Genomic DNA, 25,296 nt, shown 5'->3' with positions numbered 1-25,296 from the left:
AATTAACATTTTGGCATACATTTAATGCTTTGTTCTTAAAGCAGGTCTGTCTGTTTATTCTGAGGAGGGCAATTAAACAACCAATTTTATGATCAAAAATTATTTAATAATTGCATGGCGTAACCTTATTAAAAACAAGGTGCATTCTGTTATTAACATTGCCGGGCTATCAGTTGGTATGGCTGTAGCCATGCTAATTGGCCTTTGGATCTGGGATGAACTATCTTTTGATACCAATCATCAAAACCGCAACACTATTGCCCAGGTCATCCAAAATGTTACCAATAATGGCGAGGTACAAACATGGCAGGCTGTACCACTGCCCCTGGCTGCAGAATTACGTAAAAACTATGGAAGCCTCTTTAAGCAAGTGGTGAACAGCGCCGGTTATGGCGACCATATGCTGGCGCTTGATACTAAAAAACTTAACCGTACCGGTGTGTTTATGGAGCCTAATGGTCCCGAAATGTTTACATTACAAATGCTAAAAGGCAACCGCAACGCACTTACCGACCCTTCATCTATCCTTATTTCGGCATCAACTGCCAAAGCTTATTTTGGCGACAATGACCCCATCAATAAAACTTTAATAATTGATAATCATTACAATGCAAAGGTGGCGGGAGTGTTTGAAGATATGCCCTCCAACGCCACTTTTGCCGGTCTCAGCTTTATTGCACCCTGGGAAATGGGATTTACCGCTAACGATATCAGATCGATGCGTGAGCCCTGGCGTCCAAACTTCTGTACCCTGTATGTTCAAACCGCTGAAGGCGCGGATATGGCTGCCATATCATTAAAAATAAAAGATGCAAAGTTGCGCAATGTAAACGCTGTTCTGGCAAAAAAGAAACCGGCGCTTTTTCTTCAGCCCATGAACAAATGGCATCTCTACGATGAGTTTAAAGATGGCAAAAATACGGGTGGCCGTATTCAATATGTATGGATGTTTGGTATTATTGGTGTGTTTGTGTTGCTGTTGGCCTGTATCAACTTCATGAACCTGAGTACCGCCCGGTCAGAAAAGCGTGCCCGCGAAGTAGGGATCCGCAAGGCCATTGGCTCGGCCAGGAGCCAGTTGATCTATCAGTTCTTTAGCGAGTCGGTAGTATGCGTGGCCCTTGCTTTTGTATTCGCATTACTTTTTGTGCAGTTGAGCTTACCTTTTTTTAATGAGGTGGCAGGCAAACAAATGACTATACTTTGGGGCAGTCCTATTTTTTGGTTTATGGGGATAGGCTTTACATTGTTTACAGGCATAGTGGCAGGCAGCTACCCTGCTTTTTACTTATCCTCTTTCCAACCTGTAAGAGTACTTAAGGGAGCTTTCAGAGTTGGAAAACTCGCTGCACTTCCGCGCAAAGTATTGGTGGTGTTACAATTTACAGTATCTATTACGCTTATCATAGGCACCATAGTAGTCTTCAGGCAGATACAATTTGCAAAAGACCGACCGGTGGGTTACACCCGCGACGGACTTCTGTCTGTTAATCCGGGGACAGATCAAATCCACAAAAGCTTTGAAGCGGTAAAAAATGAACTGTATAAAACCGGAATGGTGGTATCTGCAGCCGAGGGAGATGTGAACCCAACCCAAACCGCAGGCAGTACCAGCGCCATTGAGTGGAAAGACAAGGATCCAAACTTAAGCGTTGACTTTCAGCAGAATGGTGTATCAGCAGGCTATGGAAAAACCGCGGGCTGGCAGTTCAAAGCAGGAAGGGAGTTTTCTAAAGATTTTCTGACTGATTCATCGGCAGTGGTCATCAATGAATCTGCCATGAAATTCATGGGCATGAAAGATCCATTAAGAAATAATATCACCTTTTATGGGGCAACATTCAAAATTATCGGCGTAATTAAAGACATTATTGTTGATTCACCATACGGACAGGTGAAACCATGCGTTTACTTTTTTAATAAAGACGCTGCCGGCACAGTACTATTACGTATTAACCCGAATATGAGTGCGGGTACAGCTATAGCAAGTATCCAGGAGGTATTTAAACGCTTTAACCCCGGGCAGCCTTTCCAATACACCTTTGTCGACAGTGCTTATGCCCAGAAATTTGGCAACGAGCAACGCATAGGCAAACTGGCCGCTTTCTTTGCCGGACTGGCTATCTTTATCAGCTGCCTTGGGCTGTTTGGCATGGCATCCTTTATGGCCGAACAACGGGTAAAGGAAATTGGTGTACGCAAGGTGCTGGGGGCAACAGTTTTCAACCTTTGGCGGCTGTTATCTGCCGATTTTATCAGCTTGGTTATGATATCGCTGCTGTTGGCTACACCTTTGGCATTTTACCTGATGCACAACTGGCTTCAGCATTTTGATTACCGGGCAGGCATATCGGTATGGGTATTTATCGTAACCGGTTTTACGGCGCTTATCATTACACTGCTTACGGTAAGTATCCAAACAATAAAAGCAGCGTTAACGAGCCCCGTAAAGAGCCTGAAAAGTGAATAACAGCAACCCTTTTCAGGCAACAATAAATATCCTGGTAACACCTAAAAACCGTTATCGATTTGGATTTGACAAATGTTTTATTGTACCCATTTATAAATCGCGCTCAATTTGCAGGGCTTTTTCGGTTTCGATGCGATTATGGATCTCGTGTACCATGCTGTCCATTTCGCGGGCGCATTCGCGGAGCTTTGAAAAGATCTCTCTTTGTTCGTTTTCGTCTTCGGTCATATCCAGCAGGTTTACCAACCCAAGCATTGTTGCCACAGGACGCCTGATCTCATGCGAGCTCATCCAGGCTACTTCGCGGAGCAGCCGGTTTTGCCTGTTGATCTCCTCTTCCTTTTCTTTTCGGTAAGTTATATCCTGGCACACGATAATGTAACCTTGAAAGGCATTATCTTCATTATACGCCGGTGTTAGCTGCGCCGAAACCCAAACCGGCGTTCCCTTTTTGGTATAAATGATCGTATCTATACCAAACGCCTCCCTGGCTTCCTGCCTGCGGATGATAGTTTCGAACTCCGGATGGTTTGAGCCACCTAAAAAATCAGCAGGCGTCTTATTTCTTACCTCATCTAACAGGTAACCAGTTTGCTCCACAAAAGCATTGTTCACCCATTGCAACCTCCGCAAATCGTCGGTAATAAGCACCATATTATCTACCTGTTTAATGATACCTGCCAGGCGTTTATTTTCCTGCGTACTGCGCTTAAGGGCATCTATATCACGCACCGCACCAATTAGCCGTATGGGTTGCTTTTGGTTGTTATACACAAAATAACCCTGGTCCATCACATATTTATACTCACCTTTGCCACAATTAAGCCGGTATTCGCATTCCCAGTTTGTAAGGCCGGCACGGCTGATCCGCTCCTGGCTGGTCACTACTTCTTCTATATCATCCGGATGAATTAATGAGCGCCACCATTCCAGTTCATAGCTGATCTCCTCATGCGGAATCTGTACCAAATGAGTGAGGCTGGTGTTGTAGATCAGTTTATTTTCGACAATATCGAGATCATAAACAACATCCCTTGTTGCCTGGGCAACCAGTTCATAACGTTCAACCGCTTCTTTCAGGCGCTCATCCTTAAGCCTGTCTTCGGTAATGTCCGAAAAATATACAGCAACGCCTTCATCCGTGGGATAAGCCGCCATCCTTAGCCAACGTTGCAGGATAACGGAATAGTCTTCATGCCTTACAATTACCCTTTCTTCAAGTGCTTTCTGGTAAACCGGATAAAACTTATTTTCACTTTTAGGGAATAACTCAAAAATACTTGTACCTATAATGTGGCTTTTTTCAGTTTTAATAAGTTCCCGAAAAGTGTCATTTATCCGTATAATATTCATTTGGCTATCGAGCTCAAAAAAGCAATCGGTGATGCTGTTCAAAGTATGCTCAAAACTATACAGATACCGGTTACGCTCCAATTCAAGCTGTTTAAGTTCTGTGATATCCTGCAGGGAACCTGTTACTTTTAACTCTTGCCCCGGGCTGCTTTCTATGCGGGCTAACTGACGAATGTAGCGGGTTGTGCCATCCAGGGCAGTAATGCGATGCGTTACATCAAGTTGCTTACCATTAATGATCAGCTCCTGCAATGCATTGATCATCATCGGCCGGTCTTCCGGAAAAATGTGCTGTACATAAATATCAAAAGCTTCCCGATTGTCATCCCGGTTAAGCCCGGCAATGCGATAAACCTCGTCCGACCATATCAACTTGTTATTTTGGGGATAAAATTCCCACCCGGCAACCCGCGACAGTAGCTGGGTTTCACTAAGCTTATGCTTTTCCCGCAAAAGCTCCCGGTTTACTTTTTCAAGTACCTGCTCAAATTCTACCCTATCGGTCATATCACGTACCATGACCATGATATGAGGTTTTTTGTTAAACCTGATCTTATGCGAGGTAATATTTACATAAATTACCTGCCCATTCTTTTTAATATGACGCCAGGTACCGCTATCGTTAAGCTTACTTTCCAGTTGTTCTATCGAAGCAATCACGTTTTGGTGATCTTCTGCCGGCCTGATATCCAGAATTGTCCGTTGTTTGAACTCTTCTGCGCTATAACCATACACCGCGATGGCAGCATCATTTACTGAAATAAACCGAAGTGTTCCGGGTTCATAAATCCACATTGGGTTCGGGTTGGACTCATACATGCTTCGATACTGCTTTTCGCTTTGCTTCAGTTTCCGGTCTTCCGACCTTATCAAAGCATAAAGAGCAATTGCTGTAACCGCTACAAACAGACATCCTTTTCCCAAACTCAGCCACAAATATTGATCGGGGCTAAGTATTGTTTTAAAATAAAATAACAGCCGGTCGCTGAACATGATCCATAGCAGGCTGATCAGCAAATATGCAAAGGCTATACCGAACGCCCCTTTTTTCCTCATAGTAAAATCCAATCAAACTCTTAAACGTCTTTTTTAGCTTGTAAGTTACCTCTTAACGAAATTAAGCTATAACGTTAAATTAAACTATTAAGTAATTTTTAAACCTATCAATTATTGTAACATCTATGTTACCATAAACACTTATTAGCCGCTATATCCAATTATGTATGTAGATTTTTTCGTAAAAGCATAACTTTATTGCATCTACTTACACCAGTGATACCCGGTATCGTTATGCGACTAAACTTTACACGCAATTTACAGCTTGGCTATGGGTTTTCGATATTGATCCTGCTGGTCGTCGGAATTGTTTCCTATAGTACCATCAATAATTTGTTGAACAGCAACAAAGCTGTAGGCCATAGCACCCTGGTAATTCAAAAGCTTGAGCAGTCAATTTCATTGATGAAAGATGCAGAAACGGGCCAGCGGGGCTTTCTGCTTACGGGCAAGTCTTCCTTCCTGGACCCATATAACGGCGCTTACCTTAAAGCTCAAAGCCTTATTACTGAGGTAAGCACCTTAACCGCCGATAATCCCCGGCAGCAGGATAACCTGGCCGGGATCCGTACGATACTAACCAGGCGAATGGCGATCTTAAAAGATCTGGTTTTAAAAAAACAAAAACAGCAGGCTATTTCCACCGTGGATCTGGAAGAAGGAAAATCTGCCATGGATGCATTGCGCCTTGCTGTTGACCGTGCAGAAAATACCGAACGTAAACTATTGAACGAGCGCGCGGTAATTTTAGATCGTTATATACATATTGCTCCGGCAGCTATATTAACAGCTCTTTCACTTGCCATCATGATCGCATTACTATCCTATTTCAATGTAATGCGTGATATGCATATAAAAGACAGCCTGCAGCGGGAACTAAAACTCAAAGAGCAGGAAACTGCCGCTTTTAATGAAGAACTTACTGCCGCCAACGAAGAGATCACCACAGCCAATGAGGAGCTCACCTCAATTAACGAAGAACTTTTTGAAACTCAAAAGGCGCTGTCACTGATGAACGGATCGCTGGAGGAACTTGTAGCGGCCCGTACCAAATCTTTGGCGGAGAGTGAAGAAGAAACACAGGCCCTCAATGAGGAACTTACAGCAATTAACGAAGAACTGGCAGCATCAAACGAAGAAATGCTGGCAAGCAATGAGGAACTGCAAAGAAGCAGGGAGGAAATACAGAAACAAGAGCGTTTGTTCCGCTCTATTGCTGTAAATATCCCCCGTTCGCTAGTCCTGGTTATAGACAAGAATCATAACCTGATAACCATGGAAGGCGACCTCATGGAAAAATTAGGTTACCATGCTGAGAACTATGCAGGCCTACACCTCAGCGATGTTGCCTCTCCCGGGCGATATGAAGCAACCAGGGAATACTACGACCGGATGCTGAACGGCGAGCAGATCAGGACTGAACTTAAAAGCGCCGGCGGCGATGATTTACAGGTTGATTACGTGCCGTTAACAGATGAGCGGGGAATAATTTATGCCGGACTGGTGATTGCTTTGGATATATCCGACCAGAAAAAGGCAGAAGAACACAGTGCCAAACTGGCTGCCATCGTCGAATCTTCAGATGATGCCATCATCGGTAAATCGTTGGATGGTATAATCACCAGTTGGAACAAATCGGCCGAAAGGATTTTTGGTTACCCGGCGTCTGAAATGATAGGCCAGTCTATTCTTAAACTGCATCCTCCAGATAGACAGGATGAAGAACCACAGATCATCGCACGCTTAAAAAACGGCGAACGCATGGAACATTTTGAAACCAAGAGGTTGGCAAGCGACGGCCGGATCCTTGATGTATCCCTCACCATTTCTCCTATACGTGACAGCCGGGGAAACATCACGGGGGTTTCTAAGATAGCCAGGGATATCTCCGAACAAAAACAGGACGAGCTGCGAAAAAATGATTTTATAGGCATGGTAAGCCACGAACTTAAAACGCCATTAACCTCGCTGATGGCACTAATCCAGGTAGCGAACCTAAAGTTGAAAAACAATCCTGATAATTTTTTGGCGGGCGCTATGGAAAAAGCAGAGATACAGGCAAGAAGAATGAGCAGTATGATTAACGGTTTCCTGAATATCTCGCGCCTGGAATCGGGGAAGATAGCCATTGATAAAGAATTATTTGATCTTGATTTGCTGATCAGGGAAGTTGTTGAAGAATACGAACTTACTGTTTCCAGCCATATTATTCAAATTAACATCTGCGATCATGTACAGGTTAATGCCGACAAGGAAAAGATCGGATCGGTGATCTCAAACCTGATTAGCAATGCTGTTAAATATTCACCCAAACGCCGGGAAATTGAAGTAAAATGTGCATTGGTTGATGGTTTTGTACAGGTTAGTGTAAAAGATGAGGGCATGGGGGTAAATGCCCAGGACCTACCCCGGATCTTTGACCGTTATTACCGGGTTGAGAGCAATAACACACGCCATATCTCGGGTTTTGGCATTGGCCTTTATTTAAGTGCCGAGATCATTCGCAGGCATGAAGGCCGGATCTGGGCAGAAAGCGAAAGTGGTACAGGATCTGTTTTTTACTTCAGTTTACCGGTGGTTTAAATCGATGCCCGTTTAACTGCTTATACAGCAGCATATATCAAATTTATTGCAGGCTTCCTGGATCCTGCTATAAAACACTCAGCCAAAACAACTGGCTATTAACAACTTGCAACAATTAACATCGCGGTAAATTAGCAGATGCACCTGAATATACTTAAATTTAAAAAAAGATTGATGCATACCTGCTCTCAACCGAAGATGAAACGAGCTGATATGATACGAAAATGCACACTGCTTCCCTTGTGTTTGCTTTTCGTTATTTCAGTAAACGCCCAGGAAATTACCAGGCGCCATGTTGATTCTTTGCTTTTGCAAAAGAGTGCTTCACGTCCTGATGCAAACCCAATCAACTCCATGCTGCAACTTGCAGAGTTTTTCAGCCATTTGCGTCATCCTTCCGCCGAACAACTGGATAGTGCTTCTTACTTTATCAACCAGGCCGAAAGGCTTAACCGCAGCACTCCGCAGGCCGAAATTAACTTTCGCATTGCTTTGATCCGTTCGGCATTTTACAAATCAAAAGGTGAGTTAAAAAGCGGGCGCACATTACTTGAGCAAACCATACAGGATATTAAACAGGCACATAACTGGCCCTTACTTGGTAAGGCTTATTTTGAACTATCTGAATATTACAGCCAGGATTTTCTACAACAAACAATGGTTTCCCGGATCCATTGTTTAAACCAGGCGGTAAACGCATTTGAACGTACAAACTACCTCGTTGAACTTGCACGGTGCTACCGGCTATTGGCCGACCTGCATCAAATGATGAATAACTATACATTAGCTTTTGATGAGGCAAAAAAGGCATTAAAATATTATGGTCAGGCACATTACACAGAAACACAAGGCCTTTATGCATTATTAGGAAGGCTTTATTATACCCAGGGCGACTATAAAACTGCTATCAATTATCAATTAAGGGCCCTGCAAATTGCTACCGCAAGCAATGCCGACAATGTGCGGCTGATATGTCAGATCAATAATAACCTGGGCTATGATTTCATGAAGCTTGGCGATAATCCAAAGGCCATCAATTACTTTTCGCGTGCTTTGGAAATTGCAAAATCTGAAAAAGACAATGCAACCATATACCTGCTCGCGGGCAATATAGTTGATGTTTACCTGCGGATGAATCAGCCACAAAAAGCCAAAGCTTTTTTAACACAGGTAACTCAAAAATTCGCCTATCCGACCGGTAAACTGTATGAAGGAGGTGATGAGGTAAGTCAAACCTATCTTAAAATTTACCTGGCTTTAAAACAGTATAATATTGCCAAACGCTATTGCGATGAACTGATACAACGAACCAATAATCCTAACCTAAACCTGTATGCGCGAAGCAGCTATTACGAACTGATCATTAAGTATTATACCGCCACGGCCGGATATGCTGAGGCATTAAAATATCTCAAACTAAACCAAACTTTATTGAAGAAAATTGGTAACGACAATGACCTTGGCACCAATGAAACCCTTTGGTTTGGCCTGGATACCAGCCGGCGGCAGTATCAGTCGGCTATTCATCACCTTACATCAGCCAATACCATTAAAGATTCGATATTTAATGCAACCAAAAGTAAACAAATAGAGCAACTGCAAATTGAATTTGAAACCAGGCAAAAAGAAGCACAAATTTCACTTTTAAACCAAAAGAGCAGGCTTGAGCAAGCTAATTTACAACAGGCCAACCTTGTTAAAAACCTCACTATCGGTGCTATATTTTTATTACTGGTTATTGCCGGCTTACTATTCAGGCAAAATGTACATAAGCAAAGAAACAACGAGGTGATCAGTTCCAAAAATGTTTTGCTGGAAGATTTGCTGCTGCAAAAAGAATGGTTATTGAAAGAAGTACATCACCGCGTAAAAAACAACCTGCAAATTGTAATGAGCATTTTGAATACACAGTCGGCTTATTTACAAAATGATGTTGCACTTGAAGCAATTCGCGGTAGCCAGCACCGCGTAAACGCTATCGCGCTTTTGCACCAGAAACTTTACAGCAGCACAACCTCTGCCCTGGTATCCATGCCTGCTTATATCGGCGAATTAATTGATTACCTGAGCGATTCATTTGATACAAGTTTCAGGCATATAAAAATAAGGCAGGTATTAAATCCGTTAAGCCTTGATCCTGCCTTGGCGGTACCCATTGGTTTAATATTAAATGAGGCTATCACAAACGCCATAAAATATGCTTTTGATCATAACGGCGGCGAAATTGTGGTAAGCCTGTTTACATGGAACAATGACTATGCTGTTTTAAAAGTATCTGATGATGGACGGGGCCTTCCTCCCGGCTTTGATCTTAATGAAGCTAATTCTTTGGGTATGGAAATGATGAAAGCCCTTGGAAAACAGTTAAAGGGGAAATTTGCAGTTGAAAATGCCCTTGGTGTTACCCTAATGATAACCTTTCCTATTGAACAAAGCCGCGTTGAAATTTATGAGGAAAAGGATTATTTCTTTGATTAACCCTGCTCAATTTAACCCATCATTCATCAAAAATACTTTATCCTAAGTAATCGGGGGGATAGAGCTTTTGGCCGTATTTTTCGGCGACAGATTTCAGCTTTGACAAAGCTTCTTCAGTTAAAACAGGTGGAGGCAAGAAGCTACCCGGGGCAACCGGTGTCCCTATCGCCTCAAAAAACTCATCCAAACCTGCCGGGATAACAGTACATAACATATGAGCAGTGGTATTGCTTATATTCCTGAAACAATGTACTTCGCCGCCTTTTGGGATATTTACAAACGAACCCTTTTCAGCTTTATATATTCCCCCTTCAGTTTTAAATTGAATTTCGCCCTCAATTACATAAAACGACTCCTGGATATCTGCATGGGCATGAGGCCCCGGCCCTCCCCCCGGCGGTACCAGCATATCAATAACGGCATAAGCCCCACCTGTTTGTTTACCCGAAATAATGATGCGGTATATATCGCCAACTACGGCAAGCGTTTGCCCTTCGTTTTCGTTTACGGTTATTATATTATGTGCCATTTTAAAAGCCTGTTAAAGTGAGTACTAATCTAACTAATATTGAGTGCATTAGTTTGGTAAAAAGCTTAAATTGCATATACCTAATCAATGTATTACAATGAAAAATCAACTTCTTTTAATCAAAAGCTTTTTGGGATTGATGGTTGTTTTTTTTACCGCGCAGTCCTTTTATTATTTCCGTTATCAAAAAAACACTACAACGTCGACGGTAATATTGTATAAAGGCACCGTTAAAAAGGCTGTAATATGCGGTTTTGTATATAACGGAACAGATAGCATTCCGGATATTCCGGCATTGAAGGGCTGGGGGAATTACCAATGGAAAATTACCACCTCATCAGATAGTGCACAGTTTTATTTTAACCAGGGCATAAGCATGTATTATGGCTTTCATTCTATCGAAGCAATAGCTTCCTTTATCAAAGCCACCCGTTTTGATCCCGACTGTGCAATGGCCTGGTACGGAAAGTCATTGGCTATGGGCCCCACTATTAACTATCCCAACGGCTATGCCCCGCCAGCCGATGCCTATGAAGCATCAGAAAAAAGTAAAAAGCTGAGCACCAATTGCACCCCGCTCGAAAAAGAACTTATCGCCGCTATGCTGCATCGCTATAGTAAGGACAGTTCCCTTACAGTAAAACAGCTAAGAACCAATTATGCCGGCGCTATGCAAACGGTATACTCAAAGTACCCTAAAAATGCCGAAGTGTTAACCCTTTATGCCGATGCGTTATTATTACTTCATCCATGGGACCTGTATACTCATGATTTTAAACCCAAACCATGGACACCCCAAATCCGCTCCCTGTTAGAACAGGCCATAACCATTTGCCCGAAACACCCGGGAGCTAATCATTTTTATATCCACACCATGGAAGCTTCCGCAACCCCACAAATGGCTTTAAAGAGCGCTCATATACTGGATACCCTAATGCCCCTGGTATCGCACATAACACATATGCCTTCGCATATTTATATCCGTACCGGCAATTATGAGCAGGGCATTACCAATAATACGGCAGCTGTTGCAGGTTATAATACTTACCTAAAACAGTACAACCCTGTAGTAAACGGGGATATATTATATAAAATCCATAACATCCATTTAAAAGTAAACTGTGCACAAATGGCCGGCAATTATCAAACAGCCCTCGCTGCTGCCGATGATGCAAAAGCAGCACTGCCCCCCTATTACTTAGCCGCAAAAGGGGCTGATGGTAACTTTTTCCAGTACATTTATATGCAGCCGGTGTTAACAGCAGTGCGGTTTGGTAAATGGGCGGATATTTTAGATACAAAACCTGTTGATTCGCTTGTTTATGCATCGGCATTGCTGCATTTTTCAAAAGGGATGGCATGGTGCGGCAAGGGCAATGCAACCAATGCCAGGCATGAGCTCAAATTGCTGGAAACTAAAATGCAGGACCCATCTTTAAAGGCACCAATTGATAACTTCAGCAGTGCCTATGAATCTGCAGGAGTTGCACATCTTATATTACAGGGCAGTATTGCCGCCGCCGAAAAAAAACATACCGAAGCCATTAGTATCTTACAAAAAGCCGTTACCGCCGAAGATCACCTGATCTATAATGAACCCCGCGACTGGCCCCTGCCCGCAAGGCAATACCTGGGCAATGCCCTGTTAAAAGCAGGCAGGTACAGCGAAGCTATAGCTGTATTAAATAAAGACCTGGTAATTAATCCGAATAATGGATGGGCATTAACCGGCCTTGAGCAGGCCTACCAAAACACAAGCAATGTCACAGCATTGAATAAAGTAAAACAACAATTAAAAACCGCCTGGAAAATAAAAGATGTGGAAATTGATAAGCCCGTATTTTAAACAAAAGCCGTTAACTGAAGCAATTAAACGAATAAAAGGTTTTAAAATCCACTCTTGAGACTATCGTATGAACGCATCTTTAAGAAAATGTCATTTCGATAGAGCGGCGGCGGACTGAGTGATGGAGCGAAAGAGAAATCTTCTACATCAGGCTCTTCAACTATACCTGTAAAAGCAGGGCGTAGAAGATTTCTCCTCTCCTCTGGCGCACAACCCCCACCCTCGGCTCGTCGAAATGACATTTTTTTCTATTAATGATAAGATTAAAAAGATGTGTCCACACGATAGCTTCAAGAGGCGAACGCACATCCTCCCCACTTTTTATCCTTAAGTTGACGGCTATAGCGTTTTAGCTAACAATGCACGTATCAACCAAGCCCAACACACCACCATTCAATTAAAAATCAATTAATTATAAATTTATTCAGCAATTAACAAATACTAATATTTTTAGCATTATATTTGTCATTCCATTTCAACAGTAGTAATTTTGAATATGGTTTATAGTTAAAAATGATAGGTAATGCCAGGAGTTCAAAAAGATATCATCAGCCGTTTGCAAAAGGATATTTTGCTTTGGCAGGGCTTTACGCCGCCTTTGGCATGTAAAGCCAAGGGTATTGGTTTAGGCCCGCTTGAATCGGCTTTTCCTAACGGTGTTTTCCCTACCGGTACAATACATGAAATGATATGCCCTACCCCCGAGCATGCTGCAGCTACCGGGGGACTGATAGCAGGGTTGCTTACCCGGCTCATGAAACAGGGGGGCGTGTGCTTATGGGTGAGCATGCACAGGCAATTATTTCCGGCGGCATTAGCAAGTTACGATGTAGAGCCTCACCGGATAATATTCATTGATGTACAACACGAAAAAGACCTGCTTTGGGCAATGGAAGAAGCCTTAAAATGTGAAGGCCTCGCCGCTGTAATAGCCGAAGTCAGGGAAATCAGCTTTGCACAATCGCGGCGTTTACAACTGGCAGTTGAAAACAGTAAGGTAACGGGATTTTTGTTGCGCAATGATCCGCGCAAGCCCGGTACAACAACCTGTGTGGCCCGATGGCAAATAACACCCCTGCCAAGCCAACCCCATGATGGATTACCCGGCATTGGCTTTCCCCGCTGGCAGATTGACCTGCTGCGGGTGCGTAATGGCAACCCTGGCAGTTGGAAGCTGGAATGGATCGACGGCAATTTTATACCGGTAGAGGAAGAAAAAGCTGTACAAATAAATTTACACGAAAGGATAGCCGGATAGTGAGGTATGATGATGAACAGGCGCTTTGTTTCTTTATGGTTTCGTCATTTACTGACAGACTGGCTCACCCTTCGGCGGCCTGAGCTTAAAACAGTGCCTTTTGTTTTTGCTTCGCCTGTTCGTGGCCGTGTTATAATTACAGCAGCCAACGCCCTGGCCGAGGCACAGGGTGTAGCTGCCGGTATGACGGCTGCCGATGCAAAAGCCATTATAGTCGATCTCCAGGTTATTGATCATATACCCGGCCAGGCCGATAAACTGCTCAAAGCTTTGGGCGAATGGTGTATCCGTTATTCGCCACTGATAGCTGCCGACTTGCCAGATGGGTTGCTGCTTGATATTTCAGGCTGTGCCCATTTGTGGGGTGGCGAAAAGGAATATTTAAAAGAAATTGTTACCCGCCTGAGAAGCAAAGGCTACGATGTTCGTGGCGCCATGGCCGATACCCCCGGAGCAGCATGGGCCATAGCCCGCTTTGGTAAAGTAAAACCAATTATCCCTCCCGGTGAACAAGCCGATGCATTAATCCAATTACCCCCTGTTGCCCTGCGCCTTGAACCACTGGTTATTGAACGACTGCAAAAGCTTGGATTTTATACTATTAAAACTTTCATACATATGGGACGCTCGGTATTGCGCCGACGTTTTGGGCCGGAATTATTGTTAAGGCTTGACCAGGCTTTGGGCAACATAGACGAGCCTTTGCAACTATTACATCCTGTTGAACCTTACGCTGAAAGGCTACCCTGTCTGGAGCCTATCCGCACAGCTACCGGAATTGAAATTGCCATTAAAACCCTGCTCGAAAAACTTTGCATCCGTTTACAAGGTGAAGGTAAAGGTTTGCGGACAGCTATTTTAAAATGTTACCGGGTAGATGGGCAGGTGATTGGCGTTGATATCGGCACCAATCGCGCATCGCATCATATTGGTCATTTGTTTAAGCTCTTTGAACTTAAAATCCCCACACTGGAACCTGCATTGGGTATTGAACTTTTCACCCTCGAAGCTCCAAAAGTTGATGATACAGAACCCGAACAGGAAGTACTCTGGCAATCAGAAAGCTGCGGCCTTGATGATACGGATCTGGCAGAGTTGCTGGACAGGCTGGCCAATAAAATTGGTGCAGGCAGTATTCACCGTTATCTGCCCCAGGAACGTTACTGGCCCGAACGCAGCATCAAACCTGCCATCTCCATTAATGAAAAACCTCAGACCACCTGGCGAAAAGACAGGCCACGTCCATCTATTTTACTCCCTCGTCCGCAACCGATAGAGGTAACCTCGCCTATTCCCGATTATCCGCCAATGCTGTTCATCTACAAAAACGAAACGCACCACATTAAAAGATCTGACGGACCAGAACGTATAGAACGTGAGTGGTGGCTTGACGAGGGTGAGCATCGCGATTACTACCAGGTTGAAGATCAGGATGGCAGGCGGTACTGGCTATTCCGGTCAGGGCATTATGCGGGCAGCCAGTCGGGGCAATGGTTTATTCACGGATTTTTTGCATAACAGGTTATGAGCTATTCGGAATTACAGACAACCACCAATTTTAGTTTTTTACGGGGAGGATCGCACCCCGAAGAACTGGTAATGCAGGCGGCGGCACTGGGCCATACCAAAATTGCCATTACCGACCGCAACAGCGTGGCCGGAGTTGTGCGTGCACACTTAGCCGCCCGGCCGGATGATGTCAATATTAAAATTATCCCGGCTTGCCGCCTTGATCTGCTCGATGGTGCAAGCCTGTTGGCTTACCCAACAGATATGGATGCATGGTCGCGCCTTTCAGGGCTGCTTACCCGGGGAAACCTCCGGGCCGAAAAGGGCCAGTGCCACTTGTATAAACAGGATGTGTATGAATACGCTAAAGGCATCAAGTTTATAGCTGTCCCCCCCGAATCACTTAACAGCCGTTTTGATTTTGATGATACCTTCAAGGCAGATTTAAAAGAGTACCAGGAAGCTTTCGGACATGAACTTTATCTGGCTGCATCCCGTGCTTATAATATTGATGACGCCAAACGGCTTCACAGGCTTGCACAATCGGGCGTACCTATTGTGGCTACCAATGATGTACATTACCATGAAGCAGCCCGCAGGCAACTGCAGGATGTTGTTACCTGCGTGCGTGAAAAATGCACCATTCATAATGCCGGTTTTAAACTCAACGCCAATGCCGAACGGTATTTGAAAAGCCCGGATGAAATGGAACGTTTGTTTCGCCAGTATCCAGATGCCATAACCCGTACTGCCGAAATAGCCGAAGCCTGCCAGTTTTCGTTAGATACCCTTAAATACATTGAGCCCGAAGAACCCAATACCGATGGCCTTACCCCTCAACAGCGGCTAACCAAATTTACCTGGCAGGGTGCCCGGCAACGGTACAATAATAATGTGCCCGATAGCATCAAAAGCCAGATAGAGTTTGAGCTCGCCTTTATTGAGCGGAAACGGTTGGCCCCCTATTTTTTACGGGTTTACAGATATACCCGCAAAGCGGCAGAATTAGGTATACTTTACCAGGGGCGCGGTTCGGCAGCTAACTCTACAGTATGTTATTGCTTAGCTATTACCGCTGTGGATCCTACCGAAACGCAATTACTTTTTTCCCGTTTTATGTCTGACGCGCGGGATGAATGGCCTGATATTGATGTGGATTTTGAGCATGAACGCCGGGAAGAGATCATCCAGTGGATCTACAGCGAATACGGCCGCGACCGATCTGCCATTGTAGCTACCGTTACGCAGGAACGGCATAAAGGCGCTATCCGTGATGTTGGTAAGGCCATGGGCTTATCCGTAGATACCATTAACCGCCTGTCGGGTGCTATCTGGGATTTTTCGGAAGAAGCATTTGACCGGCAACGGATCATTGATCAGGGGCTTAACCCTGATGATAAGGCCTTGCATAAAGTATTGGTACTTACCGAACAGTTGATGGGCTTCCCGCGCCAATTGGGACAACATACGGGTGGCTTTGTTATTACCCAGGGTAAACTATCAGATATATGCCCGGTAATGAATGCCCGCATGGAAGAGCGTACCCAACTGGAATGGAACAAAGATGACCTGGAAGCCCTCGGTATCCTTAAGGTTGATGTATTGGGCCTCGGGATGCTTACCTGTATCCGCAAAAGTTTTGATCTCATCAAACAACATTATGGTATTTCATACGATTTAAAGAACGTGCCGCGCGAAGACCCGAAGGTTTACGATATGATTTGCGATGCTGACACATTAGGGGTTTTCCAGATAGAAAGCAGGGCACAGATGTCGATGCTGCCAAGGCTCAAACCAAGGGAGTTTTATGACCTGGTGATCGAGGTTGCCATTGTACGCCCGGGCCCTATCCAGGGCGACATGGTTCACCCCTATCTGAGGCGCCGCGACGGGTTGGAAGAAGAAAGCTATCCAAAAAAAGAATTAGAGAGAATACTTGGCCGTACCAAAGGAGTGCCGTTATTCCAGGAGCAGGCTATGGAAATAGCTATGGTAGCAGCAGAGTTTACTGCTGCCGAGGCGGATCAATTGCGCCGGAGCATGGCCACTTTCAAAGCTAAAGGTTTGGTAAGCCAGTTCCGCCAAAAACTGGTTGATGGTATGACAAGGAGAGGTTACGAAGAAGATTTTGCCCATCGCATTTTTAAACAGCTGGAAGGTTTTGGGAGCTATGGCTTCCCCGAAAGTCATGCGGCATCCTTCGCGCATTTGGTTTACATCTCCTCATGGCTTAAATACCATTACCCTGATGTATTTGCAGCTACTTTACTAAACAGCCAGCCGATGGGCTTTTATCAACCGGCACAAATTGTGATAGATGCCGAAAGGCATGGGGTAGTAGTACGACCTGTAGATATTAACCACTCGTTTTGGGATAATACACTTGAAGAGCAGGATGGCGATTACCGGGCATTACGCCTAGGTTTCAGACAGGTTAAAGGTCTTAACGAAAATGATATGCAAGCCCTCGTAGCCGGTCGGGGTTTGGGATATACCAGTATCAGTCATTTAAGTGATTCGGGCGTGCCGCAAACCCAGATCGAAAAGCTGACCGATGCCGATGCCTTCAGATCCTTAAACCTCGATCGTCGCGCGGCACTGTGGGAAGTACCGGCCCTTAGTGATAAACCAATAGGCTTGTTTACCGGACAACCATCAGAAAGTACTAAAGAAACCCAGATCAGTTTGCCGTTTATGACAGATGCCGAGCATGTGGTACAGGATTATGCCGCTACCGGTTTATCCGTCAAAGCACATCCTGTTAGTTTTTTACGGCAACAGCTTAATATGCTACAGGTAACCCCAACTGCCGGGTTACCTAACCTTAAAAATGGAGATAAGATAAAAGTTGCCGGTTTGGTGACTGTGCGCCAAAGGCCCGGTACTGCCAAGGGTATTTTATTTATCACCATTGAGGATGAAACAGGCTTTGCCAATCTGGTAGCCTGGGAAAAGATCTTTGATAAATACCGTAAGGATATTGTTCAGTCCCGTTTACTCATGGTTGAGGGCGTTTTACAAATTGAAGGCAAGGTGATCCACGTTATTATACGGCGCTGTTTTAATTTATCAAAGCTGTTAAGCACATTGACAACCGTTGGTAATGATGACCAGCCGGTAATGACATTATCCCGAAGCGATGAAACAACGGCCCCTTATCCGGCAGGTTCAAACAAAGGGCAGGTTCAGCAAAGCAAACAAAAAGAGGTATTTCACAAGGGACGAAATTTTAAATGAGATTTTTTAAAATGTTTTTGCTGCTCATTCGTCTGCATTAGTATAAGATGAACTAAGCAATTGCAGCAATCTTTAAACATAACAGAAGAATAAAATAACGATTAATATAACATTAAAACACAGGCAATATCAGCCCATCATACCCAGCACTTATGGGAGGGCATAGACGACTAAAAGAAATAATTTGACCGGGGTTATTAGCGGCTGGTGCTGTATCTTAGCGCCATGATTGATTACAAACTGGAAGCAGCAAAAGCCGCTTTAACCTTAATAAGCCCCAACCAAACTATCGGTTTGGGAGCCGGAAGCACCATAGCTCATTTGGTTAATATGTTAGCTCAAAACCCTGAGCTTGCAGCTTCGTTAACATTTACATCATCATCATTTAAAACAACACAACTATTAAACAAGCACGGGTTACGGATCCAGTCGCCGGCGTTGCTTCATAAACTTGATATCTACTTTGATGGCTGCGATCAGTTTGACAGCGAGCTCAATGCACTGAAAAGCGGCGGCGGCATCCATACTACCGAAAAAATACTGGCTTCAATGGCACAGGAATTTATTTTACTGGGTGATGAAGGAAAATTTTCGCCTCTGCTTAATGCAACTTATCCGCTTGTTATCGAAATCCTGCCGCAGGCTTTACAAATTGTACTGTCAAAGCTAAGTGCACTTTTCCCTGCTGCTACGCTTACACAACGTATGAGCAATCAAAAAGATGGCGCGCTGATATCAGATAATGGCAATATGCTGGTGGATGTACTGTTTACTGAATTACCTGAACCTGCTAAATTAAATACACTTGTAAAAATGATACCGGGTGTTGTTGAACACTCTTTATTCTATCAAATAGCAACCAAAGCGATTATAGCAGGAGAAAACGGGATCAGGACTATTTTACCTCAACAAAAGGTTTAATCGGCGTTATTTAAAACCGTTATACCTTTTATGGTACAAACGCCATAGTTAAAATGGTTTAAAAGCTGTAGCTGCACATCCCATAAATTAAACTCAGCATGAGGGTATACAGAAGCGTTAAAACCAAGTTCAATTTGGTTAACCCGCATCATGGCTATGATCCTTGCATCAATTTCGGGGCGGATGTAGCCCTGATCAATACCCTTTTTTAAAAGTTTTTCGATAATATTTACCAGGAAGCCAGTTTTAAATTGCAGATACAATCCCCAGCCTTCGTGATGATACTTTTGCAAATCGAACAATACAGCAGGGTTTACCCTCGAAAAGATTTCTCCTGTACACCGGGTTAACTCAACCATCTCATCCATCACATTTCCAGTATCACTAATAATAGCACAAAGCATGGCCTCATCATCGGCAAGCCGCTGTTTTACCAGCGTGGTAACAAGTTCATTTTTATCCCTGAAATGCTGATAAATTGTTTTTTTGGAGATGCCCAAATGCCGGGCAATATCATCCATGGTGATACTTTTTATGCCCGCTTCCAGAAAAAGCTGTTCACACCCGCTTAAGATCCGCTCCTTATCAACCATAGCTTTATCCTGTTATCAAAGCGTTGATCCCCCTGATGGCGCCAATCAGGATTTCCTGGTTCATTTTTTCATCCCGGGTAAGCTGGATCATGTTAATGGCTATCAGCCCATGAATTACCGCCCAATAGGTGTAGTATTTTTTTTGAACTTCCTCATCACTTACCTCCCGGGGTGCATACAGCGCCCGTATCACTTCCGAAACCAGTTCAGGAAAAACCAATGCTTCGGCTATCCGGTTTTCTACCGGGCTGCAGCCGGTACCTACAGCAAACATCAGTTGGTAAAGCTCCTTATAAGTAACGGCAAAATCCCAGTAGGCTAACCACATGGCTTCCATTTGTTCTGCCGCTTTGGTATGCCCTTCTTTTGCCTGTTTCACTAAAGCCGTAAGTTTCAGGTGTCCCTTGCGGGCAAGCTCGGTATATAAGGCCTCTTTACTTTCAAAATACTCGTAAATAGCGGGAGCTGTATATTCAATATGGTCGGCAAGTTTTCGCATACTTAACGCATCACATCCCTCGCATTTAATCATATCCAATGCTGCATCCAGTATTTTTCGGCGAGTATCGTCCTTTTGCCGCAATATCCGTTCTTTACTTCCCATGGTTTAACCTCGTAGCTACAAGCATATTTTACTTTAATTTACTCATTAATAAATAATTAGATACATTATTTATTAACATAATTTATAGACAATGGTATTGTAACTGGTTTTTTAAATATCAATTAGTTGGCATAGATAATAAATGTTTAAACAACTTCAAAATATGTCAAAATCACCACCAGTAATAAAAGAAGCCCGGCTGCTCAATAGCAAACCGGGCTTCATGATTAACAGGGGAATTAAAAACCTGTTTATTTCCAGCCGCCGCCCAGGGCGCGGTAAAGGTTAACTATTGCCTGCAACTCCTGCAAGTGGTCGTTAACGCCACTTAATTGCGCCGCAAGCAGGCTTTGTTCGGAAGTTAAAACATCAGTATAGTTAGTTGCCGAACTGTAGCGAAGCAACTCTTTGGTATAATCAACCGACTTTTCAAGTGCCTGTAACTGTTTAGCTCTTGAGCCCTGCTTTTCGATTGCATTTTGATAAGAGAACAGTGCGTTGGTTACTTCCTGCCCTGCTGTAAGCAATGATTTTTGGTAAGCATAATATGCCTCCTGTTGCTGAGCCTGCGCAGTTCTTAAACGTGCCCTGTTTTGGCCTTTATTAAAAATAGGCTGGGTAATACCACCAACAAAATTGTAAAAGATGGAATGATCAAAAAAGTTTTTCAACTGCAGGGTTGATAAACCCGCCTGCCCGGTTATGGTAAGCTGCGGATAAAAATAGGTACGTGCGAGGTTGGTATTTTCAAACGCGCTCCTGAAAGCAAACTCTGCCTCCTGTACGTCAGGGCGGTTTTTCAGCAGTTGTGAAGGAATACCGGTCTTCAGATCTGCAATGGGTTTCTGCTCATTGAGGCTTGTGCGCTTGATGGTACCCGGAGCCCTTGCCAGTAAAATACTTAACGCGTTCTCCGCTTCGCGGATACTTTGTTTAAGATCGGGAATAGTAACCTCGGCAGCATAACGGTTAGCCTCGCTTTGTACAACAGCCGCGCCGTTTACAACCGCACCTTCCTTCAGGGCTTTTACAGTTTCTACATCTTTTACCCGTATGGTGAGCGTTTGTTGGGTGATAGCCAATTGCTGATCAAGCGCCAGCAAATTATAGTAAGCGTTTGCAATATCGGCTATCAGCTGGGTTTGTACTGCCCTTTTCGCCGCATCACTTTGCAGCAGCGACGCTAAGGCCGCCCTTTTTGCGCTGCTCAATTTGCCCCAGATATCGGCCTCCCAACTGGTGTTGAGGGCTGCCTGGTAGGTGGTTGTTTTAAGATTGAACGAGCTGGCAAACTCCGGCGGAAAGTTTAAACTTGCCGCCGATGTTTTTGCCCTTGTAGCTGATGCGCTTCCCTCCAGGCTTGGCAGATAAGCTGCCTTGCTTTGGTTAAATGTTGCCTGAGCCTCGTTAATACGCTGCACAGCAGTTTTCAAATCGAGGTTTTCACGCAGGCCTTCCTGGATCAGATTTACCAGTACGGTATCTGAAAACAGCTGGTTCACCGGCATATTAGCCATTGACGTAGTATCGCTGATGGTGGTATCACGGTAAAGCTTATCGGTATTTACTACCGGCTGCTGATATTTTTTTGTTACACATGAGGCAAATACTGCCGTTGCTGCCAACGTAGCCAGTATCTGCCGTTTATATGAATAGATCATTGTATGCTTCTTTATTATTTCTTAAAAACTCTGTTATCAGGCTACCGTTTCGGTTTCAATTTCTATTTCTTCCGGAGTAGGTTTGCCGCTTATGCGTTCCTGAAGCGATTGGAAAATGATGAACAGCACCGGGATCACAAACACACCGAATACGGTACCAACAACCATCCCCCCTACAGCGCCTGTACCTATCGACCGGTTACCCTCGGCACCAACACCTGACGCAAGCATCAATGGCACTAACCCGAGTATAAACGCAAAGGATGTCATCAAAATAGGCCTCAAACGGGCAACCGAACCATCAATAGCAGCCTGTACAATACTTTCTCCGCTGCGCCTGCGGGCTACGGCAAACTCCACTATCAGGATGGCATTTTTGGCTAACAGGCCAATGAGCATGATGAGCGTGATCTGCAAATAAATATTGTTTTGAATGCCGAAGATTTTGGCAAAGATAAACGCGCCGGCCAAACCTATAGGCAGTGAAAGCAATACTGCAAACGGCAGGATATAGCTCTCGTACTGCGCACTCAGCAAAAAGTACACAAACACCAAACACAACATAAAAATGAAAATGGTTTGGCTGCCACTTGCAATCTCCTCACGGGTAAGCCCTGAAAACTCGAAACCATAACCGGCAGGCAGTGTTTTAGCCCCAACTTCCTGTATTGCTTTAATGGCATCGCCCGTACTGAAACCTGGTTTCGGCGCACCTGTTACTGAGATTGAGGTGAACAGGTTAAAGCGGTTGATCGACTCCGGACCGTAAACCCTTTTCAGCGTAACAAACTCTGATATAGGCGCCATGGTATTATTGGCATTGCGCACATACATATTGTTGAGGCTGCCGGTGGTGCCCCTGTAAGCGGCATCGGCCTGGATCATTACACGGTATTGCTTGCCAAACTCATTAAAGTTAGAAGCATAAACACCACCAAAATATCCCTGCAACGTGCTTAATACCGAGTTTACGGTTATGCCCGCATCTTTACATTTGGCTACGTTAACATCAACCAAATACTGGGGGAAGTTGGTATTGAAGAATGTAGATGCATATTGGATTTCGGGGCGTTGATTTAATGCACCAAGGAACTTGCCGTTTATTTCGGCAAATTTCACAATATCGCCGCCGGTTTTATCCTGTACCTGGAACTCGAAACCACTGCTGTTACCAAAGCCCTGTAAAGTTGGCGGAGCAAAAAACAGAACAGTAGCCCCTTTAACTCCGGCTGTCATACCAAAAAGTTTACCGATAACAGTATTCACATCCGTTCCTTTGGCTGTACGTTTATCCCATGGTTTCAGCTTGATCATGATCAGGCCGTATGAACCGCCCGCACCACTCAAGATGCCCTGGCCAGCAACCCTGATAGTCGACTCTACCTCCGGTAGTGATCTTACCATACCTGATACCTGGTCGATAACCTGGGTAGTACGCTCTAATGATGCAGCTGGTGGCAATGATACATCCCCAATGATAAAGCCCTGATCTTCGTTAGGTACAAAACCAGATGGTGTTGTTTTAAGCAGGAACCAGAAAATCAAACCAAAAACGGCGATCCCCGCAATAGCGAGCCATTTTTTTGCAGCAAGAAAGCCAACCGATTTTTTATACTTACGGGTAAGCGTATCAAAGCTGGTATTGAAAGCTGTATAAAACCGCTGCAAAAGACCGGTTTTATGGTGCTCACCTTCGGGATGCGGTTTTAACAACAGTGCGCATAATGCCGGGCTCAATGTTAAAGCGTTTACTGCCGAGATTAATATCGCGATAGCAAGCGTTAAACCAAACTGTTTATAAAACACACCGGTTGAGCCTGTAATAAACGAAACCGGGATAAATACAGCCGCCATCACCAAAGTAATGGATACAATAGCGCCGCTGATATCATTCATGGCACTAATAGTGGCGGCTTTTGCCGACTTAGCCCCATGATCAAGCTTGGCGTGCACGGCCTCAACCACCACAATGGCGTCATCCACCACAATACCAATAGCCAGCACCATGGCAAACAGCGTAAGCAGGTTAATGGTAAAGCCAAACAATTGCAGAAAGAAGAAAGTACCCACAATGGCCACAGGCACCGCAATTGCCGGGATCAGTGTAGAGCGGAAATCCTGAAGGAATACAAATACCACAATGAACACCAGCACGAAGGCTTCTATCAACGTATGTACAACTTTTTCTATAGAGGCATCCAAAAAGTCATTAACGCTAAAAAGAGAAGTATAGCTAATACCGGTAGGGAAAGTTTTTGAAGCCGCTTCAATGGTTTGCTCGCAGTTTTTAATTAACTCATGCGCATTTGAACCCGCTGTTTGATAAATGGCTATGGCTATACCCGGTTTGCCATTCATGGTAGTGGCATTGGCATAACTTTGCGCGCCAAGCTCTACCCGTGCAATATCCTTCAGACGCAATAGCTGCCCTTTCGTTGATGAGCGGATCACGATGTTTTCAAACTCGGGCACGCTGGTGAGCCTGCCTTTATATTTTAATACATATTGAAACGATTGGTTATCGTTCTCTCCCACTTTACCCGGCGCTGCTTCAATATTTTGCTCGGCAAGGGCATTGTTCACATCATCCGGTACAAGGCCATAAGTAGCCATTACATCGGGCTTTAACCAAATACGCATGGAGTAATCCTGTATGCCAAATGATGAGGCATCACCTACACCGTTGATACGCTTGATCTGTGGCAGCAGGTTGATGTTGGCATAGTTTTGCAGAAATTTCTCGTCGTAGCTTTTATTATCGCTCGACAGGGAAAATACCATCACCATGCTGCTCTGGCGCTTGCTGGTGGTAACACCCGCCTTGGTAACCTCGGCAGGAAGTAGGCTGGTAGCTTTTGATACCCTGTTTTGCACGTTTACCGCAGCAAGGTCGGGATCCGTGCCTTGTTTGAAATATACCGTGATAACCGCGCTGCCATCATTACTTGCTGTCGAGGTCATGTAGGTCATTTTCTCCACGCCGTTTATCTGTTCTTCGAGCGGTACGATAACACTTTTCATTACCACTTCGGCGTTGGCGCCCTGGTATGATGCTGATACCTGCACCGTAGGCGGCGCTATATCGGGGTATTCGGATATGGGCAAAGTGGTAAGGCCCAGGATACCCAGTATTACTATAATTACCGATATTACGGTAGATAGTACTGGTCTTTCAATGAATGTACGTAACATATTATT

Annotated in this window: 14 protein-coding genes; 8 read left to right on the top strand and 6 right to left on the bottom strand. The window is 44.4% G+C overall.

Features of this window, described 5'->3' with window-relative positions:
* The first annotated feature begins 88 nt into the window (after window positions 1-88).
* Complete coding sequence (locus tag AC59JO_RS19725) at window positions 89-2,470, top strand: ABC transporter permease (RefSeq protein WP_497307366.1); 2,382 nt, start codon at window positions 89-91, stop codon at window positions 2,468-2,470.
* Between the two features lie 90 nt (window positions 2,471-2,560).
* Here the strand turns inward: AC59JO_RS19725 and AC59JO_RS19720 are convergent, their stop codons facing one another.
* On the bottom strand, window positions 2,561-4,879 hold the full coding sequence (locus AC59JO_RS19720) for a PAS domain-containing protein (protein ID WP_497307364.1): 2,319 nt from the start codon (window positions 4,877-4,879) through the stop codon (window positions 2,561-2,563).
* 216 nt (window positions 4,880-5,095) lie between these two features.
* On the opposite strand from AC59JO_RS19720, the gene AC59JO_RS19715 reads away from it, so the two are divergent.
* Entirely contained in the window at window positions 5,096-7,462 is a 2,367-nt protein-coding gene (locus tag AC59JO_RS19715; RefSeq protein ID WP_497307362.1) for a PAS domain S-box protein, read from the top strand.
* 354 nt (window positions 7,463-7,816) lie between these two features.
* Window positions 7,817-9,940 (top strand): tetratricopeptide repeat-containing sensor histidine kinase, encoded by a 2,124-nt coding sequence (locus AC59JO_RS19710; RefSeq protein WP_497307360.1) that lies wholly within the window; start codon window positions 7,817-7,819, stop codon window positions 9,938-9,940.
* A 37-nt stretch (window positions 9,941-9,977) separates the two neighbouring features.
* On the opposite strand, the gene AC59JO_RS19705 is transcribed toward AC59JO_RS19710, so the two are convergent.
* On the bottom strand, window positions 9,978-10,469 hold the full coding sequence (locus tag AC59JO_RS19705; RefSeq protein ID WP_413667595.1) for a cupin domain-containing protein: 492 nt from the start codon (window positions 10,467-10,469) through the stop codon (window positions 9,978-9,980).
* A 97-nt stretch (window positions 10,470-10,566) separates the two neighbouring features.
* Between AC59JO_RS19705 and AC59JO_RS19700 the strand changes: the two genes are divergently transcribed.
* From AC59JO_RS19700 to rpiA, 5 genes are all read left to right on the top strand, one after another.
* Window positions 10,567-12,315: a tetratricopeptide repeat protein gene (locus AC59JO_RS19700; RefSeq protein ID WP_497307357.1), complete on the top strand. Its 1,749-nt coding sequence runs from the start codon at window positions 10,567-10,569 to the stop codon at window positions 12,313-12,315.
* Window positions 12,316-12,838: 523 nt separating this feature from the next.
* On the top strand, window positions 12,839-13,573 hold the full coding sequence (locus AC59JO_RS19695; RefSeq protein WP_413667593.1) for an ImuA family protein: 735 nt from the start codon (window positions 12,839-12,841) through the stop codon (window positions 13,571-13,573).
* 12 nt (window positions 13,574-13,585) lie between these two features.
* Window positions 13,586-15,091, top strand: coding sequence for a Y-family DNA polymerase (locus AC59JO_RS19690; RefSeq protein ID WP_497307354.1), 1,506 nt, complete (start codon window positions 13,586-13,588; stop codon window positions 15,089-15,091).
* A gap of 6 nt (window positions 15,092-15,097) precedes the next feature.
* Window positions 15,098-18,319 carry an error-prone DNA polymerase gene (locus AC59JO_RS19685; protein WP_497307352.1) on the top strand — a complete coding sequence of 1,074 codons (3,222 nt, stop codon included), beginning with the start codon at window positions 15,098-15,100 and terminating at the stop codon, window positions 18,317-18,319.
* A 225-nt stretch (window positions 18,320-18,544) separates the two neighbouring features.
* A complete protein-coding gene (gene rpiA / locus AC59JO_RS19680) occupies window positions 18,545-19,240 on the top strand; it encodes a ribose 5-phosphate isomerase A (protein WP_413667590.1) in 696 nt (231 codons plus the stop codon).
* Here the strand turns inward: rpiA and AC59JO_RS19675 are convergent.
* The 4 genes from AC59JO_RS19675 to AC59JO_RS19660 form a co-directional block, all read right to left on the bottom strand.
* Window positions 19,237-19,833: a TetR/AcrR family transcriptional regulator gene (locus tag AC59JO_RS19675; RefSeq protein WP_497307350.1), complete on the bottom strand. Its 597-nt coding sequence runs from the start codon at window positions 19,831-19,833 to the stop codon at window positions 19,237-19,239. The genes rpiA and AC59JO_RS19675 overlap by 4 nt on opposite strands.
* A gap of 4 nt (window positions 19,834-19,837) precedes the next feature.
* Complete coding sequence (locus AC59JO_RS19670) at window positions 19,838-20,437, bottom strand: TetR/AcrR family transcriptional regulator (protein ID WP_413667588.1); 600 nt, start codon at window positions 20,435-20,437, stop codon at window positions 19,838-19,840.
* A 251-nt stretch (window positions 20,438-20,688) separates the two neighbouring features.
* Window positions 20,689-22,098, bottom strand: coding sequence for an efflux transporter outer membrane subunit (locus AC59JO_RS19665; RefSeq protein ID WP_413667587.1), 1,410 nt, complete (start codon window positions 22,096-22,098; stop codon window positions 20,689-20,691).
* 36 nt (window positions 22,099-22,134) lie between these two features.
* Window positions 22,135-25,290, bottom strand: a complete 3,156-nt coding sequence (locus tag AC59JO_RS19660; RefSeq protein ID WP_497307347.1) for an efflux RND transporter permease subunit — start codon at window positions 25,288-25,290, stop codon at window positions 22,135-22,137.
* Window positions 25,291-25,296: the final 6 nt, after the last annotated feature.

The sequence above is a fragment of the Mucilaginibacter sp. A5337 genome (assembly GCF_059690695.1).
This window is presented reverse-complemented; position numbering and strand designations above follow the sequence as displayed.